The 17,242-nt window shown below is 35.1% G+C and carries 13 protein-coding genes; 6 read left to right on the forward strand and 7 right to left on the reverse strand.

All coding sequences use genetic code 11. From position 1 onward, the window contains the following. Positions 1 to 61: 61 nt before the first annotated feature. Both G6O70_RS01410 and croR read right to left on the reverse strand, forming a co-directional pair. Positions 62 to 1,225 carry a sensor histidine kinase gene (locus G6O70_RS01410; protein WP_057869252.1) on the reverse strand — a complete coding sequence of 388 codons (1,164 nt, stop codon included), beginning with the start codon at positions 1,223 to 1,225 and terminating at the stop codon, positions 62 to 64. Between the two features lie 15 nt (positions 1,226 to 1,240). Beyond that, positions 1,241 to 1,930: a response regulator transcription factor CroR gene (gene croR, locus G6O70_RS01415; protein WP_057869253.1), complete on the reverse strand. Its 690-nt coding sequence runs from the start codon at positions 1,928 to 1,930 to the stop codon at positions 1,241 to 1,243. A gap of 323 nt (positions 1,931 to 2,253) precedes the next feature. Here croR and budA point away from each other — a divergent pair, with 323 nt between their 5' ends. After that, positions 2,254 to 2,964 carry an acetolactate decarboxylase gene (gene budA / locus G6O70_RS01420; protein ID WP_057869254.1) on the forward strand — a complete coding sequence of 237 codons (711 nt, stop codon included), beginning with the start codon at positions 2,254 to 2,256 and terminating at the stop codon, positions 2,962 to 2,964. A 175-nt stretch (positions 2,965 to 3,139) separates the two neighbouring features. Here the strand turns inward: budA and G6O70_RS01425 are convergent, their stop codons facing one another. The 3 genes from G6O70_RS01425 to G6O70_RS01435 form a co-directional block, all read right to left on the reverse strand. Then, positions 3,140 to 4,210 (reverse strand): 2,3-butanediol dehydrogenase, encoded by a 1,071-nt coding sequence (locus G6O70_RS01425; protein WP_057869255.1) that lies wholly within the window; start codon positions 4,208 to 4,210, stop codon positions 3,140 to 3,142. A 330-nt stretch (positions 4,211 to 4,540) separates the two neighbouring features. Continuing rightward, entirely contained in the window at positions 4,541 to 6,760 is a 2,220-nt protein-coding gene (locus G6O70_RS01430; RefSeq protein ID WP_258236148.1) for a lectin-like domain-containing protein, read from the reverse strand. A gap of 66 nt (positions 6,761 to 6,826) precedes the next feature. Then, the gene (locus G6O70_RS01435) at positions 6,827 to 8,224 is read right to left on the reverse strand and encodes a hypothetical protein (RefSeq protein WP_057869256.1); all 1,398 of its coding nucleotides are present in this window, start codon (positions 8,222 to 8,224) and stop codon (positions 6,827 to 6,829) included. Between the two features lie 469 nt (positions 8,225 to 8,693). Between G6O70_RS01435 and argC the strand changes: the two genes are divergently transcribed. Genes argC through argF form a run of 5 tightly spaced genes read left to right on the forward strand, consistent with a single transcriptional unit; the run spans position 8,694 to position 13,910 of the window. Further along, positions 8,694 to 9,725 (forward strand): N-acetyl-gamma-glutamyl-phosphate reductase, encoded by a 1,032-nt coding sequence (gene argC / locus G6O70_RS01440; protein WP_057869257.1) that lies wholly within the window; start codon positions 8,694 to 8,696, stop codon positions 9,723 to 9,725. Positions 9,726 to 9,752: 27 nt separating this feature from the next. After that, complete coding sequence (gene argJ / locus G6O70_RS01445; RefSeq protein ID WP_057869258.1) at positions 9,753 to 10,955, forward strand: bifunctional glutamate N-acetyltransferase/amino-acid acetyltransferase ArgJ; 1,203 nt, start codon at positions 9,753 to 9,755, stop codon at positions 10,953 to 10,955. Between the two features lie 24 nt (positions 10,956 to 10,979). Further along, positions 10,980 to 11,744, forward strand: coding sequence for an acetylglutamate kinase (argB, locus tag G6O70_RS01450; protein WP_057869259.1), 765 nt, complete (start codon positions 10,980 to 10,982; stop codon positions 11,742 to 11,744). Beyond that, entirely contained in the window at positions 11,728 to 12,879 is a 1,152-nt protein-coding gene (locus G6O70_RS01455; RefSeq protein ID WP_057869286.1) for an acetylornithine transaminase, read from the forward strand. Before argB ends, G6O70_RS01455 begins: the two co-directional genes overlap by 17 nt. An 11-nt stretch (positions 12,880 to 12,890) precedes the next feature. Beyond that, positions 12,891 to 13,910 carry an ornithine carbamoyltransferase gene (gene argF / locus G6O70_RS01460; RefSeq protein ID WP_057869260.1) on the forward strand — a complete coding sequence of 340 codons (1,020 nt, stop codon included), beginning with the start codon at positions 12,891 to 12,893 and terminating at the stop codon, positions 13,908 to 13,910. A 187-nt stretch (positions 13,911 to 14,097) separates the two neighbouring features. On the opposite strand, the gene G6O70_RS01465 is transcribed toward argF, so the two are convergent. Beyond that, positions 14,098 to 15,465, reverse strand: a complete 1,368-nt coding sequence (locus G6O70_RS01465; protein WP_057869261.1) for an FAD-binding oxidoreductase — start codon at positions 15,463 to 15,465, stop codon at positions 14,098 to 14,100. 448 nt (positions 15,466 to 15,913) lie between these two features. Further along, on the reverse strand, positions 15,914 to 17,170 hold the full coding sequence (locus G6O70_RS01470; protein ID WP_057869262.1) for an MFS transporter: 1,257 nt from the start codon (positions 17,168 to 17,170) through the stop codon (positions 15,914 to 15,916). Positions 17,171 to 17,242: the final 72 nt, after the last annotated feature.

Consider the following 17,242-nt stretch of genomic DNA (forward strand, 5'->3'; position numbering starts at 1 on the left):
GTCCCTTCAAATTTTTAGCCCATTCTAGAATACCTAAAAAAGACTACTATGACAATGACTATTAGTTCTTTTCTTCAACTTTTTCTCTCTGGAGCTCAACTTCTTGGTTAATTGGAAAATGCATAATAAAATTCGTTAACTTATCATCCGATTCAGCATAAATATACCCATGATGCAACTCAACAATACTCAAAGAAATTGCAAGACCTAATCCGCTTCCACCTGTCTCCTTTGAGCGTGAGCTTTCAACTCTATAAAAGCGATCAAAAAGCTGTGCTAAGGACTTCTTAGGAATTGCCTTACCATCATTAGCTATACTGACTACAATCTCTTTTTCAGATACTTTTTTAGCACTAATCCAAATTGTTTTGGCACCTGCACCATACTTTAAAGCATTTGTAATCAAGTTATTGAATACTCGCACTAACTTTTCTGCATCTGCATCCATCAATAACTTACTTTCAATCTTTCCAGTCTGAATAACCACATTCTTTTTCTTGGCTTCTAATTCAAATGATATCGCTAACTGTTCAAGCAACTGACCTAAATCAATCTGACTTAGATTAAGCGGTGTAGATGGCTGTCTTACCTTTGTATATTCAAACAAGTCTTCTACTAATAATTTCATTTGTTTAGCCTTAAGATATGCTGTGTGTGTATACTTCAAGATATCCTTTTCAGACTGATATTGCTTTTCTTCAATCAGACCTAGATAACCAATTATTGAAGTGAGCGGTGTCCGAATATCATGACTGACATTCGTTACAAGTTCATCCTTAGAACGCTCAATCTTACGTTCCTCTTCCATTGCTCGCAGTGAACTATCCACGAGTGCGTTAATACTTGAGATCACTCGTTGCATATCACCTTGTAATTGGAAAGGAATTCGATGATCTAAGTGTCCATCAGCAATATAATGCAACTCAAATATAATATGCTGTAATTGCATTTGCCGATATCTTCTCAGAAGTCGCCAATAAATAATAAAAACATCTATTATTAACATCGCAGTTAAAAAAACCCAACCCCAGCTCCAAAATTGGATATGGTTTGGACCAAATGCTAATGACATTTTTATTTGGAAAATTCCATTAGCAAGTCCTGGATTAGATTCTATCAATTGATCCAGTAACACATATATCGATAAGTTAAGCAGTAAGAGCAAAATAATAGTTACAATTCCTTCACCGAACAATTCACTCTTTTCACGTGCGGTGAGTTTCACTTAACCAGCCCCATTCTAATGTGTTTCAACTTTGTATCCGACACCCCAAACAGTTTGGACAACTTTCTCTCCATTTGTGGCTTCTTCAATTTTATCACGCAAATGACTAACGTGAACCATTACAGTCTTAGCTGAAACAACAGATTCTTGTTGCCAAACACGTTCAAAGATATCATCAGCTGAGAAAACGCGATTTGGATGACTAGCTAGTAGATGTAAAATCCCAAACTCCAATGCCGTAAGCTGGATTAATGTTCCATCAGTCGTCTCAACTTCATGAGAGTCTTTCTTAATTACTAGTGGACCAACCTTCAAAATATCAGGTGTTTCATTCTTGACTGCATGTTCTGCACGTCGTAACAATGACTTAACACGTGCCATAACTTCCAGCGGGTTAAAAGGTTTTGTTACATAGTCATCAGCACCTTGAATCAAGCCTTGGATTTTATCCATATCACTAGCTTTAGCTGAGAGCATTAAAACTGGAATTTGTGAGTCCTTACGTACTTCCTTAATGACTTCACTTCCACTCATTTGTGGCATCATGATATCTAAAATCATCAGGCCGATTTCTGGGTTAGTATTTAACTTTGTAATTGCTTCTTTGCCATTATATGCCTTTTCAACTTCATAACCTTCATTTTCAATATAAATACTCAAAAGTTCTACAATATCTTTATCATCATCAACAACTAATATTTTCATAATATTTACCTCTCAGATATAAGATTAGATTCCCATGCTTTGTTCTTATTATATATCTTTACAAAGCACCATATGGTAAAAGCACCATACTTCATACATTAATTGTAGCAAACTATAAGCCTATCGTATCTAAAGAATTCTTTAAAATCAAGATTTATTATACAGCTGTCTTGTACTTTCTTAATGTATTCACAAAAAATTCATAGATTATATCTTGTGCACAAAATAATCTTTTTTAAAATATCTATGTTATTATTTTAATATTGAGATGTCTTTGACATTTAGCTTATTATTACACTTTTATAAGGAGATTATTGCTTATTATGAAAAATTCAAAAATACTTTATCAACATGGAACACTAGCACTACTTGTTCCTGGACTTCTTACCGGAACAACAACTATGGGTGATCTACTTGCTCATGGTGACACCGGTATTGGAACTGGTGAAGGACTTGATGGCGAGCTCATTATCTTAGATGGTGTTCCCTATCAGATAGACAGTTATGGAAATGCAAATGTTCTTAAAGATGACTTTATCATGCCCTTTGCTAACAGTCATTTTGCTGACTACACAGAAATTGGAACAATTAGTAATGCAAACCCTGCTGATTTTGAAAAAGTTGCACTTGAAGGCAAACCAAACTCAAACACCTTTTTTTCTGTCCTAGTCAAAGGAACTTTTAGTTACATGAAGACCAGAGCCGTTGTGAAATCCACAAGGCCCTTTGCAACACTTGCTGAGACTGCAAAGAATCAAAGCATCTTTGAAAAAGAAAATGTCAAAGGAACAATGCTAAGTTACTATTCGCCTGCTCTATTCCATGGTGCAGCCGTAGCAGGATTCCATAATCATTTTTTGGCAGATGATCATTTATTTGGTGGACATACCCTAGACTTCAAGATTACAGAAGGAACTGTTTCCATCCAACAATTCGACACACTCGAACAGCACTTGCCTGTTGATGACAAAGAATTCATGGGTCATGACTTTTCAAAAGATGATATAGCTAAAGTAATTTCAGAAGCAGAATAAGTAATAAAAAGCCTTAGATTAATAATAACCATAAGGACTTAAGTAACACGTTTACCTGGAACAAATAGAGAGGCAGGATCAAAATTTAACTTTTGGTCCTGTCTCTCTATTTGTTATGCATAAGCATCCTTCATAAGTCAAAATTCTGATTAAAAGCTCATTCAATAATTTCAAATTATCCTTCAGGTGAAACTAAAATTTTAACTTGATTTTTTTCAGTAGCTAAAGTTTTAATTCCTTGTTCAACAACTTGACTTAATGGAATTTTTTTAGTTACTAATTTACCGAAAAGTTCACGATGATTGTTCAACATTCCCAAAACTTCTGGATATGAGTTGTTATAGCAAAGAGTAGTGATAATATCAATTCCTTGCATGATAACATCATTCGTCATATCTACCTTAAGGGGTTTCCCAAAAAGGGCAACGATTTGCAATGTTCCAGTTCTTTTGGTTAGTTTCAAAGCATTTTCAAATGTAGCTTGTACTCCCGCTGCTTCAAAAGAAACATCAACTCCATTAGGACATTCTTTTCTAACTTCCTTCAAAACGTCAACCTTGGTAGGATTCAAAATTCTCTTAAGTCCTAATTCTTTTGCTTTGTTCAACCGATCTTGCGAAACATCAATTACAAAGACACGATTTGCACCTGCAAGTTTTGCTAAAATTGCTGTTAACAATCCAATCGGTCCGGCACCTTCAACGATAACATCTTCTCCAGCACGCAAACCACTTTTCTTGATTGCTTCAAAAACTACGGCTGTTGGTTCAGCCAATGCCCCTAATTCATAAGGCATTCCTTCTGGCATTTTATGTGCAAAGAAGGCATCTATATTAGCATACTCTGCAAAACCACCATCGTCTGAAAATCCCAAAAAATTACCCGCGCCATCTTTTGCAACGGCGTTATTACAGAAGTTATAAAATCCTTTGCGACAATTTTCACACTTACCACATGCAATCAATGGTTCTACAGCAACTGCATCACCAACTTTTAAATCGTCAACATTAGCGCCAACCTTAACTACCTCACCTGCAAACTCATGTCCTAGTGTCATTGGAACTACTTTTCCGGTTAATGGATGAGCAACTGTTGGAAGCCCCCACCCCTCAAGATATGCATGTAAATCACTACCACAAATTCCACAATACTTTACTTTAATTTGAACTTGATTTTTCCTAGGTTCAGCAATATCAACATCTTCCAACCGAACATCTTTTTCCTCATAAATTCTTGCAGCTTTCATAATCAACGACTTTCCATCTTTAAAATTTTAAGCAAGTGCAGTTCATTTGTAAGCGCTACCCTCAAAGAAAGTATAGTCGTAAAATAATTATTTTTCAATATGTTTTTCTATAAAATCTAAGATAATTTAAAAAAGTACAGCTACTAAATTTACTCTGGCATCACAGCCTTAATTTCTACTATAGACGAAGAAAAGTTTAATTATGTGTGTCATTTGCAAAACATGATTATACGAAATCATTAATGAAAACACATTAAAAATATTTTATGCTCACATCCTTATTTTTCACTTCTAGAACTGATCTTAAAATAAGATTCCTCCGCACTACTATCATCGTCTACTAAAGTTGACAGAATATGCCAAAACGGCAAGAATCTTAGCAACTTCATGTCCAGTTCCAGCTCCACCTCCACCAACTTTAGGAATCAATGTATGATTAACATCCACTGCACTACCAGAAGTACTAAAGAATTGATTGAGTAGTCCGTTATGATTCTCGCTAGTACTGTCACGAAAACTAAAATCATCTCTGCCCTGCTTGTTTTCTATTGATAACTTCGCATTTTTTTGAAACTTTTCTTTCTTCGCAACGTATACATTAACATTCTTCTGGGTTCCCTTTGAATTACTGTAAATTCCATTCCAATTATTTTGTAACTGGTACCCATATTTTTCCATTGTTGCGGCCACAACTTTAATTGGATAAAAACCATTTTGTTTTGGCAATACATCAGTTTTTACAATTTTATTTGTATCTTGATCAATAAAATGAACATAACTTACTGCTTCGTCAACAACTTTTTGCTTTGTTTCAACCAACTCTATAATTTGTTTGACCTCATCTTCTAGATTGTCCATCTTCACTGCAGTTGCTTTTGGATATGCATTCTGTTGTAATTTTGTATTCTTATTTGTATCTAAATCTGAACCTGTTTTTGTGCTTGTATTTGAACCAGGATTAGAAGGTGACTCTGGAATTATTTCAATTGGTAATAAATTAACTGTATAGATTAAGGTTTGTCCATCTTGATTAAAGACAACTCCATTTTCTGGTAAATTGCTAGATTTAACAAAGTAATCTTGATTTTCAATCAATGCTATTTCATCTGCCAATTTATAGCTTGAAGTTGTACCAAACTTACCACTAAGTTGCTTTTCAAAAATTACATTACCTGTTAAGTTATCAATAAATCTTACTACAGCCTTTTCATCTCTTGGTGAATACTTAACAATATAGTCTGCATTACTGCTATCTTGGTTTATACCTGTAGTCTCTGGAACAGTCGTTTGAGCTGCATCATAACCTTCAACTTTAGGTGATTCAACTTTGCTGAACACTGTTCCGTCTTCCGGTGTCCATGAATTGGTTGTTTCTCCTGTCACTTCATCTCTCACAATCTGATTAATAAATGTCAGTTTCTGGATGTTATCAGCAGCTGCCTTGCTTCCATCATCATATTCATAACTAATCTTTTGTTGAATGGTTTTCTCATTTGTGATTGTTGTTGTTTTATGCTTTAAATACACCGAAAAGATCTGATTCTTTGTATCATCAATATCAAAACGGGAAGAATCCGTCAAATCTGTTTTCGCTGTATCAACCTCATACCCTTCATTCTCATAATCTTCTATCTTTACATCTGGATACTTAATTAGGGAATTAGAGTTCCCACTCATATTACTTGATCCCAATGTTTCACCCGTATTTTCATCTATATAATTAATTGTCGCATTCTGTGAAGCAACATATTTCATATAATCAAATCTGAATGTCTGTTCAGCCGATAGTGCACCCGTTGAGGCCGCTATTGAGAATGAATATTGCGGGTTTTGAGAATTTATTTTGCTAGCTAAACTTTCACTGAAAGTCGTATTATCCAGTACAACACTAAGTATTTTTGTTGCTGCATCATACTTTATATCTAAATCATGCAATTGACCGTCTTCAAAAGAAGATCCCATTTCCTGCACAGATTGCTTATCAATTGTTCCCCTTCCGGTTGCATCAGTTGATACAAATGCTCCATATGGTGTTGATAATCCTTCATCTGAATCACCATCTATACCGCCATAATTCGAATAAGTATCAAGTTTCCAGCCGAAAACGCCGGGAACTCCATATATTCCGACATTTCCACCATATATATTGTTACTGCTACTATATTGACTTCTGTCACCTTGATAAAAAGCAAAGCCTATGCCATCAGCAACTTTTGCTGTAGATGTACTCTCCCCGACATTAATTGCGCCTTTTATCTCAAAAGAATTGTTTAAATTAATTAATCCCTTAAAAGTAATATTTCCCGCTTGATTGGTGGTTGTAGTAAATAGTTGCACGCCAGTTGAATTATCATAATTATTAACAGCATTACCATTTTGTGTGAAATAGTTCAAAAAATCATCTTTTGAAATTGTCGTATAGGTATTCTCGTCAGACTGATTTGTTGCCGCATCAGTGTCTTCTGCATTGACTGAAGGCACAACAGTATAAATATTAGAAATTATCGTGCAGACAGTAAGGTACTTGTAACCAAACCTGTCAAAACCCATGTTTTTTTTTTATTTTTCCCAGTCTCATTCTTCATACGATCATCTCCCACATTGACACAGTTTTTCTTATTTTGTCTTGCCTGATTGATACTTACGTTGTTTTATTTCTACTATTTTTTCACCCAACTCTGCCCAATCAAGCGGAGTTGGTGGCTTCAACCAAATAACTTGATTAATTAGCTGATACTCAATATATTGATCACTTAAATACAAATCTGTTTCACTAGTCAATACATTTGAGACATCTACATTGATATTCACATAGTTTTTAAAAAGACTTAGAATATAGGAATTAACATATGGTCCGCCTGAAAAATCTATACATAAGATTACACGATCTTTCAGTGAAAACGGAATTTCTGAAGTTAGCATCGAAGTTATGATGTTAAAGTATGCTCTTTTTTTATCTGGAATCATCCAGTGCTGCTCTAACTCATCAACTATCCTACTTACCCTATTATTTAAAAATGGATAAACGTCCGCAAAATACTGAATATTCAAACTAAATTGATCGGTCTGAATAAAACAAATTCTATCTAAAATCACTTGTGAACTAATTTCATTACAGAGTTTTGTAATCTCATCTTGATAATTATTTTTCTCCCTAAGTAACTCTTCTATCCCATTCAAAAAAGTCTGCGTGATTTCACTAAAATTCTCGCGTTCTTCTTTTTTAAAAGCAGCCGCCGTTAGCTCTCCTACGTTCATTATTCCTGCATAATAGTAAAACTGAATAACAAACAGCGTTTCTCTTTGCAACTTTTTCTTCGTTATCGGTAAGAATGTTAATAAAGAAGAATCAGCAAGTTCATTAGAAATAACCAGACTCTCCTCAGAAATGATTTTCTTGCTCAGTACTCTTTTTTCTACGATCCAGAGCATCAATTCAGCCTTAAACTTTTGCGTATTTGAAATACTCTGCAAATTTTTATTATTTCTCATATTTAAATGCTCAAGTTTTGCTGGAAAGGCACCAAAAAAAGCAAAAGAATTATAGATGAAATAACGCAAATCAGATTCTTCATCTACTTGCCGGACATTCGAAAACTCTTCATATAGCTTGTCATATTTATTTTTTTGCTGGTAGAAAAAAGTTTTGGGCCATGAATACTTTACTTCTATCTTCTGAAAGCTTGGAAAATTGCCTTCATCCAGAACTTCTATCATAAGTACTCGCATCGGAGATAATTCAAAATAATACTTCTTCATCATACTTAATGTATGACGCGAAAAATTCTTGGCAGGAATAACTGTGTGTGCATTAATAATCATCCCTGAATATTCCGTCAACAACTTAATATCATAGTTTAGACTCTCCAACAAATTTGCAACTTTATAGCGAGACATACTCATACTTTCTTGTAAATTTCTGAGTTCTATTTCCCTGTTAGGATTATCTAAAATTCTTGTAAACAAGTTAATTTTGTCACGTTCAAAATCATTCAAGACATTCAAAAATTCCATATGTGTACACCTTTACTCTTAAATTAAAAATTTGATACCTTTTTACTAAATTATATCAAATTCGTTTCAAAAGTTATACAAAAATTATTAAGTTAGTATCGATATGATTGATTGTAAAAGCATCCTATTAGTTGTCTATCATTTATTTTCATACTAAACATGCTTTGCCAGTCAAAATTTTGATGTCTTACTGTTATAGCTCTTTGAACATGATGTAATTATATAGTACTTACAGGTTTTCATAGTTTCTTTTTTTTTACTTTTTTTCAACAATTACAAACTCTCCTCTTTTGTTCTTAATTATTTGCTTTATACATTATTTTGCTAATAAAAACATATTTATTCATAAAATTAACAAATATTTGGTTTTTTATTAAAAAACTATTGAATTTTAAAAATTTATAGCTTATAGTTATCTTCATCGAAATGAATTGTTATTCACAATAAATGAATTTAAAGGAGTGATTCCATGCACATCGCAATTTTGGGAGCAACTGGATATAGTGGAAATGTTCTCTATAATTTGTTATCACAACATCCCAATGTTGAAACAATAAATCTATATGGACATGAAGGGGGCAAGAGTTCCCGCTTCCTCGATGATGAAGTTCCTGCTTTTTTTTCTGCTCATCTTTCTATCTTGCCTTTCAAACCAAAAGAAATCATGGAAAATAATGACTTACTTTTTTGTGCGACCCCTGCTGGAGTTACAAAGGATCTGATGGAACCCTTTATATCAGCTGATTTTCCCGTAATTGATTTATCAGGTGACTTTCGCTTAAGCAATCCTGCCATATACGAGAAGTGGTATCACAAGGAGGCTGCTCCCGCAAATTTGTTAGAAAAAGCTACGTACGGATTGGCAGAATTCCCTGAAAAAAAACCTAGTAAATACCTTGCAAACCCTGGGTGTTATGCAACTGCTACATTACTTGGGTTAGCTCCATTAGTTATCAACCACATGATTCAACCCGATTCGATTATTGTGGATGCAAAATCGGGTGTTTCAGGTTCAGGGAAAAAATTAAGTCCAAGTAGTCAATACAATTTTATAAATGAAAATGCATGGCTATACAAAATTAATAAGCATCAGCACATTCCAGAAATTATGCAAAAATTGAATGATTGGGATTCTCATATCCCAGCTATTCAATTTTCAACAACCTTGATTCCAGTTACTAGAGGAATTATGGCAACTATTTATCTTAAGCCACTTAAAGAATATACAAACGAGCAATTATTTAAATGTTTCCATCAGTTCTATGACGATGCACCTTTTGTCCGTTTCAGAGAAAATGAACTTCCAACTATCAAGGATGTTACTGGTTCAAACTTTTGCGATATTGGAATCAACTATAATCCAATTACTAATACGATTGCGATTGTTTCTGTAATTGACAACTTGATGAAAGGAGCTGCAGGGCAAGCCATTCAAAACTTCAACCTTCTTTGTAACTTTGAAGCTACCAGCGGCTTACCATTATTACCAATTTTTCCTTAGCATATAAATTCAAAGGGAGTTTAGAAAATGATAACTACTAAAAAATTTGTTGAAACAGAATTCGACTGGCCAAAAGGATTTTACAGCGATGCAAAACATATTGGTCTCAAGCATAAAAAATTGGATTTTGGCTGGTTATATTCTAAAGTACCGGCTACAGCGGCTGGCGTTTACACAACTAACAAGTTTTGTGCAGCCCCAACAGCAAAAACAAAAGAAATAGTTAGTCAAAACCACAAATTACAAGCAATTATTGCTAATAGTGCTATTGCTAATTCTTGTACAGGACTTCAAGGAGAAAAAGATGTCCTCACAGAACAAAAGTTGGTTGCTCAAAAATTAGAAATCAATCCTGACCTTGTTGGCGTTGCCTCAACTGGGTTAATTGGTACATGCTTACCCATGGATAAGATAGAACAAGGAGTTACGGAACTAAATTTAACTTCGAATACTGATCTTACAAAGGCTATCTTAACTACTGATACGAAACAAAAAATCGTAAGTGTTGATTTCAAAATTCAAGGCGTCAATTGTAAAATATCTGGTTTTGCTAAAGGATCAGGGATGATTCATCCTAAAATGGCAACCATGCTTGCTTTTATTACAACTGATGTTGCGATAGCAGATGATACCTTACAAGCTTTGCTTAGTGAACTAACAGATGTTACGTTTAATCAAATCACAGTTGATGGCGATACTTCGACAAATGATATGGTTTTAACCTTAGCAAATGGGATGGCCGGCAACGAGGAACTTACTAAAGAAAATTCGGATTATCAAACTTTCAAAGACGTTCTTCATTTTGTTTTACAAAAATTAGCACAAAAAATTGCTGCTGATGGTGAAGGCGCAACTAAATTAGTTGAGGCAAATGTCTTAGCAGCACAAAACAAGCCAGATGCACAAGCGATTGCTAAAGCAATTGTTGGTTCAAATCTTGTTAAAGCAGCTCTTTTTGGAGCAGATCCTAACTGGGGAAGAATTATCAGCACTATTGGAGCAACTCCAGCGACGTACAACCCGCAAACAATTGATATTAAAATCAATGAATTCTTGGTTGTTAAGCAGAGTCTAGCTGTTGATTTTGACAAAGAAGAAGTTAGCAATAGTCTTAAGCAAGATGTAATTACACTAACAATTGACCTTCATGACGGACAGTACGACGGTCAAGCATGGGGCTGTGACTTAACCTATGAATACGTAAAAATCAACGCAACCTATAGTAGTTAATATTTAAAGAAAGGAGCCTACAAGATGGAGAATTTAATTGTAATTAAAATTGGTGGAAATTCGATTGAAACACTGACACAGACCTTTTTCTCACAAATTCGCCAATGGATGCTAGCGGACAAACAGATTTTGATAATCCATGGTGGTGGGAGTAAAATTTCTGAATTATCTGATAAGCTCAAAATTCCGGTAAAAAAAATTGATGGCATGCGTGTCACAGATGCAGCAACTCTCGAGCTAACACGTATGGTCTTACTAGGACAAACACAGCCACAACTATTAATGAAATTAACAAAAGCGAATATCCCCGCAATTGGTTTGAATGCAGCTGATGAATCTATCTTAGATGGCTCCTTTCTTGATAAAGAAAAATATGGGCTCGTTGGTAAAATTAATAAGGTTAACGATAAATTGCTCGATGAAGTTTTGGAAAAGCATGTCGCAGTTCTAGCACCAATGGCATTAACAGCAAAACAACAATGGTTGAATGTTAATGCAGATACTGCTGCTTCAAAAATAGCTGGCCTCTTAAAAGCAAAGAAATTATACCTTATGACAGATGTTCCAGGTGTTCTTCATGAAGGAGCGATTGTCCGAAATCTTTCACCTAGCACTGCTGCTAAATTGCAGGAACAAAAAATTATTACTAAAGGAATGCAGCCAAAGATTAAGGCAGCATTCAGTGCATTGAATCTTGGTGTCCCAAGTGTCCAAATTACTAATCAACTTTCTACTTTAGGAACAACCATTATCCAGGAAGGAGCGAATGAAAATGCAATCTATCTTTAAAACATACAACAGATTTCCCTTCGAAATAGTTAAAGGTGAGGGTGTCACTTTATTTGATGAAACAGGAAAGAAATACCTTGATCTGACCAGTGGAATTGGGGTTTGCAACTTAGGATACAGTTCAAAGAAAGTTAAAAACGCCGTAAGTGCCCAACTAGATAAAATTTGGCATACTTCCAATCTCTATGAGAGTCAATTGCAAGAAGATGTCGCCGAATTATTGATTAAAGGTGCTGACAAGAAAGTATATTTCTGTAACTCTGGTACGGAAGCTAATGAAGCAGCGTTGAAGCTAGCTCGTAAGGCAACTGGAAAAAGTAAAATGATGGCATTTGATCACTCTTTCCATGGTAGAAGCTATGGTTCACTCTCATTAACTGGTAACGAGAGTCTCAAAGAAGGCTTCGGACCATTCTTATCTGATATTGAATTTGAAAAATACAATGATTTTGATTCTATTGAAAAAATTGATAATTCATTTGCGGCCGTTATCTTAGAAGTAATTCAAGGAGAAGGCGGTATTGTTGTTGGAGACTCCGAATGGTTACACGCTATTGCAGCTAAATGCAAGGAGAGTAATGTATTACTGATTATTGATGAAGTTCAAACAGGTATGGGGAGAACTGGAAAGTTATTTGCTTACGAAAATTATGACTTGGATCCTGATATTGTAACTGCAGCAAAAGGCCTTGCCAACGGTATCCCGGTTGGTGCGACGATTGGGAAAGCCGAACTGGCAGATGCTTTTGGACCTGGTTCTCATGGTTCAACTTTTGGTGGCAATCCACTCGCAATGAGCGCTGCAACTGCTGTATTAAAAACGCTAGATTATGATTTTTTAAATAATGTTCAGCAAAAGGCTAGTTTCTTATGGTATTTTCTTGAAAAAGAAATTACTTCATTAGATGTTGTTGACTCAATCTCTGGCAAGGGCCTAATGATTGGCATCCACATTAATCCTTCAGTCCCAGTTAATCAGGTAATAACTGAGCTACACAAACTAGGTGTATTGACGCTTTCGTCGAGAAGCAACACACTTCGTCTTCTTCCACCACTAACCATCATGAGTTCTGAATTATTGGAAGGTGTTAAAAAGATAAAAGAAGTTCTACAAAATGTAACGGTGAGCTTATAAGGAGGTATAATATGAATCATTTTTTTGGTAAATCTTTCCTTAAAGAAAACGATTTTTCTGCTAAGGAACTTAACTTTTTAATTGACTTTGCACTTCATCTAAAGAAATTAAAAGAACAAAATATTTCCCATCAATATCTTGCTGGTAAAAACATCGCCCTCTTATTCGAGAAAGCATCCACTAGAACACGTTCAGCATTTACGGTTGCGTCAACAGATCTAGGAGCGCATCCTGAATTTTTAGGCAAAAATGATATTCAATTTGGAAACAAAGAATCAGTTGCTGATACTGCAGTTGTGCTGGGTAGTATGTTCGATGGGATTGAATTTCGTGGCTTTTCCCAAGAAACGGTAACCGAGCTAGCTGCAAAAAGTGGGGTCCCTGTTTGGAATGGTCTAACTGATGATTGGCATCCAACTCAAATGATAGCTGATTTTATGACCCTCAAAGAATACTTTAATAAGCTCAAAGGTCTGACTCTCACTTATGTCGGTGATGGCCGTAATAATATGGCCAACAGTCTTTTGATGACCGGAGCAATTCTTGGTGTAAACATCCATATTGGTTCCCCCGTATCTCTGCAACCATCCAAAAAAGTTCAGAATTTAGCTTTCGAGCAAGCAAAGAAAAGCGGGGCAACTCTTCTGATAACTGATGATGTTCAAAAAGCTGTAGAAAATGCGGATGCGCTCTATACCGATGTCTGGGTTTCAATGGGTGAAGATGTTGACTACGATGAAAGAATCAAACTACTCCTTCCTTATCAAATAAATAGTGAATTATTAAAGAAAACTGGTAAAGAAGATACTATCATATTGCATTGTTTACCTGCATTCCATGATAAGAAAACAACGATTGGAAAAAAACTAGCAGAGCAATATGAATTGGAAGCACTCGAAATAACAGATGAGGTTTTCAAGAGCAATAACTCAGTTGTTTTCCAAGAAGCTGCTAATCGAATGCATGCAATTAAATCAATTATGGCAGCAACATTGGGACATCCCTTTGTTCCTGAAGAATATTTTGACTAAAAAAAGTTGGAAGTCATAAGTCGATAAAATTCGAGTTAGACGGAGAACTTTGACTTATGAATCACGTTTATTCACGATAAATAGAGGGACTGAATCAAAATTTACTTTGATTCAGTCCCTCATTATTTGTTTTAAATAAGCATACTTCATAGGTTGAGACTTTTTATCTGGTTTGGACTTTCGTTATTTAAATTTTGCGTCCCGGATTTAGAATATTATTAGGGTCAAATGCTTCTTTAACCTTACGTTGTAAATCAACAACTTCTTGGCCTAACTGCGAAACAATCCAACCATATTTTAAATCCCCGATTCCGTGTTCAGCCGAAATCGTTCCTCCAAGTGACTGCGCAAAAGCAAAAATTTTTTCAATTGCACTTTTGACATCTTCTGGAATTACATCTAAGTCTCTAGAAATTGCAATGTTGGGATGAAAATTACCGTCACCCGCATGACCACCTAAAAATGCCTTGACTGGTGAAGTAAAACTAAGATTATCTACAAATTCTGCAAGCTCTGGTAATTTCGATAATGGTACCGCCACATCTTCAACCACTAATCTGCCATAAGCCGCCTCTGCTTTGTAATAGTCTTGCCTTATTTTAACGATTTCTTTTGCGTACTCAGGATCATCCGTCACCGAAACATGCAATGCATTATTTTTTTCTAAAATCTCCTTGAGAGCTTCTATTGCCCCTATTGGTGTAACATCCAATTGAAAAATCAATAAAGCTTCAGCACCTTCTTTACCCATATCGGAGCCTTCAAGGGCATCAAGAGCTTCTATTGAGGTCTTATTTAGTGCTTCCAACATTGATGGATTCAATCCACTAGCTGATATTTTTTCCACAGCAATACTTAGTGCTTTCATATCTGCAAATGTTGCTAGTCCTGTTGTTGCATTTCCAAAAGGGATAGGTAGAATTCTAAGCGTTGCCTCTACAATAACCCCCAGAGTGCCTTCAGAGCCCACAAACAAATCAGTTAAATCATAACCTGCATTATTTTTAAAACATTTTCCACCTGTTTCAACAACAGTTCCATCGGCTAATACAACTTTCAGCCCCAAAACAGATTGTTTTGTCGTTCCATACTTTAGAGAGCTCATACCTCCTGCATTAGTTGCAATGTTTCCACCAATTGTACTGATTGGTTTTGACCCTGGATCTGGTGCAAAAAAGTAACCTTGCTTGCGAACTTCTTCATCTAGGACCCCGTTTAAGACTCCAGCTTCAACAATAGCTGTTTGATCTGCTGTATTAATTTCAATAATCTTATTTAGATCTGTCAGATTTAAAACAATTCCACCATTTTCGCCAGCTGACCCATTAACAATGGAAGTTCCTCCCCCAAAGACTGTGACTGCAATATTTTCTCGATTAGCAAACCGAACAACTTCTTGTACATCTGCAATGCTCTTAACATTGACCAACACGGCTGGCTTACTTCCTGTAATTATTTCTTGCGTAAATTTATTTTGACCATAACCTTCTAGTACTTTTTCATCAGTCACTACCTCTCCAGTAGGTAATTGCAATTTACTTAAATCTAGTGTCATATTCTTTCTTCCTTTCTATAAAAAAAGTCGTCCTTCATTAGAAGGACGACTTTTGCCGCGGTACCACCTTGATAAAACTAAGTTATTAACTAAGTTCACTCTCATGCAATAACGGGCATTTCCGTAATCAGTTTACCTGTGCTTACCAATTCATCATCTTATCCAAAGACCATCTTCAATTAATCTCTCAACTATTTTTCAGCAATACAATAGTTCTCTTAATTCAAAACTAATCTACTCATCTTTTGATTTTAATGTAATTATGGGTTTTTAAATTTTGAAAGTCAAGAGTCTTTTTATAAAAGATTGCGTCTTTCAAAATTATAAAAAAACTTCATCTTTATTCTTAAGAACATACTACAACAGTAATCATAATAATTAACTTATACTCGCCCATATTTCTAATTGATTCTACTCATTACATTTCCTATCACAATAAGTAAAACAACTACTCCTTTGAATTTTGTACAAGTGGTGCTTCTTTTAATCGCAACATAAAGAATCCACCTAAAAGAAAAAATAGTGCCAGACTAGCAATTCCTAACTGTGAATGCCCAGTCAACTGAGTAGTTATCGAAAATAAAATTGGCCCTAAAACTGTCGAAAATTTGCCAAAAATATTATAGAATCCGAAAAATTCATTGGCCTGTTTCTTAGGAATAATTCGTGCGAAGTAGGCCCGGCTAAGTGCCTGAATGCCACCTTGGGAAGATCCCACTAAGAGTCCCAGAATCCAAAAGTCAAGCACCGTTTTCATAAAGAGTGCATAAATACAGATACAAAAATAAATACTAATAGCTGTCAGCAACATTATTTTCGTTCCATATTTCTGAGCAAGCCAACCGTAAATCAATGTACAGGGGAAAGCCACAATATTTAGAACTAGCAAAACAAGTAATAACGTACTGGTTTTCACTCCCATATCCACTCCAAATGCGGTTGCCATAGTCACAATTGTATCAACACCGTCTATAAAGAAAAAGTAAGCAATCATAAAGCCTATTACTTGCTTGTAATTACGAATTTCCTTCAAGGTTTTTATCATTCTATGATAACTTTCCTTCAGCGGTGAACGCGGTTTAACTAGTCCATACTGCTGTTTGACATTACGCAACATAGGAATAGAAAATACTAGCCACCAGAGTGTTGTCATCATAAACACTAGTCTAATTGTTTGCGTAGAAGAAACTAAACCAAATGTAGAGGTATTGATTAGCACCATAACAACCACAAATAGCAGTGCACTTCCAATGTATCCAATTCCAAAACCATATGACGACACTAAATTATTTCGTTCATTTTCAGTCACATCTGTAATAAATGCATCATAAAACAAATTTGCTGCTTGATACCCGATGTGTGAGAAGGTATATACAATAAGTAATAACTGCCATTGATTTGTCGGAACAAAAAATAATGCACCCGTCATGATGACACCCATAAATAGTGAGTACCGGAAAAAACGTTCTTTATTCCCAAGATAATCACCTAACGTACCTAAAAAAGGAGCTAATATCGAAATGATTAATGTAGAAAATGAACTCACATACCCCCAATATGCTGTAGTATCACTTGCTGATACATCAGCATTACCTGCAACAAATTTGAAATAAACCGGTAAAATTGCAGTTACAATAATCAATGAATAGGCAGAATTAGCACAATCATATAAAATCCAACTTTTTTCTTCCGTCGTAAATTTCAAAGAACTTCCCCTTTCTCAATATCTAACTAGATTTTACATAAAAAAAGGACATTAAATATTTTGTTCTTGTAA

The sequence above is a fragment of the Liquorilactobacillus hordei DSM 19519 genome, from assembly GCF_019443985.1.
GTDB lineage: Bacteria > Bacillota > Bacilli > Lactobacillales > Lactobacillaceae > Liquorilactobacillus > Liquorilactobacillus hordei.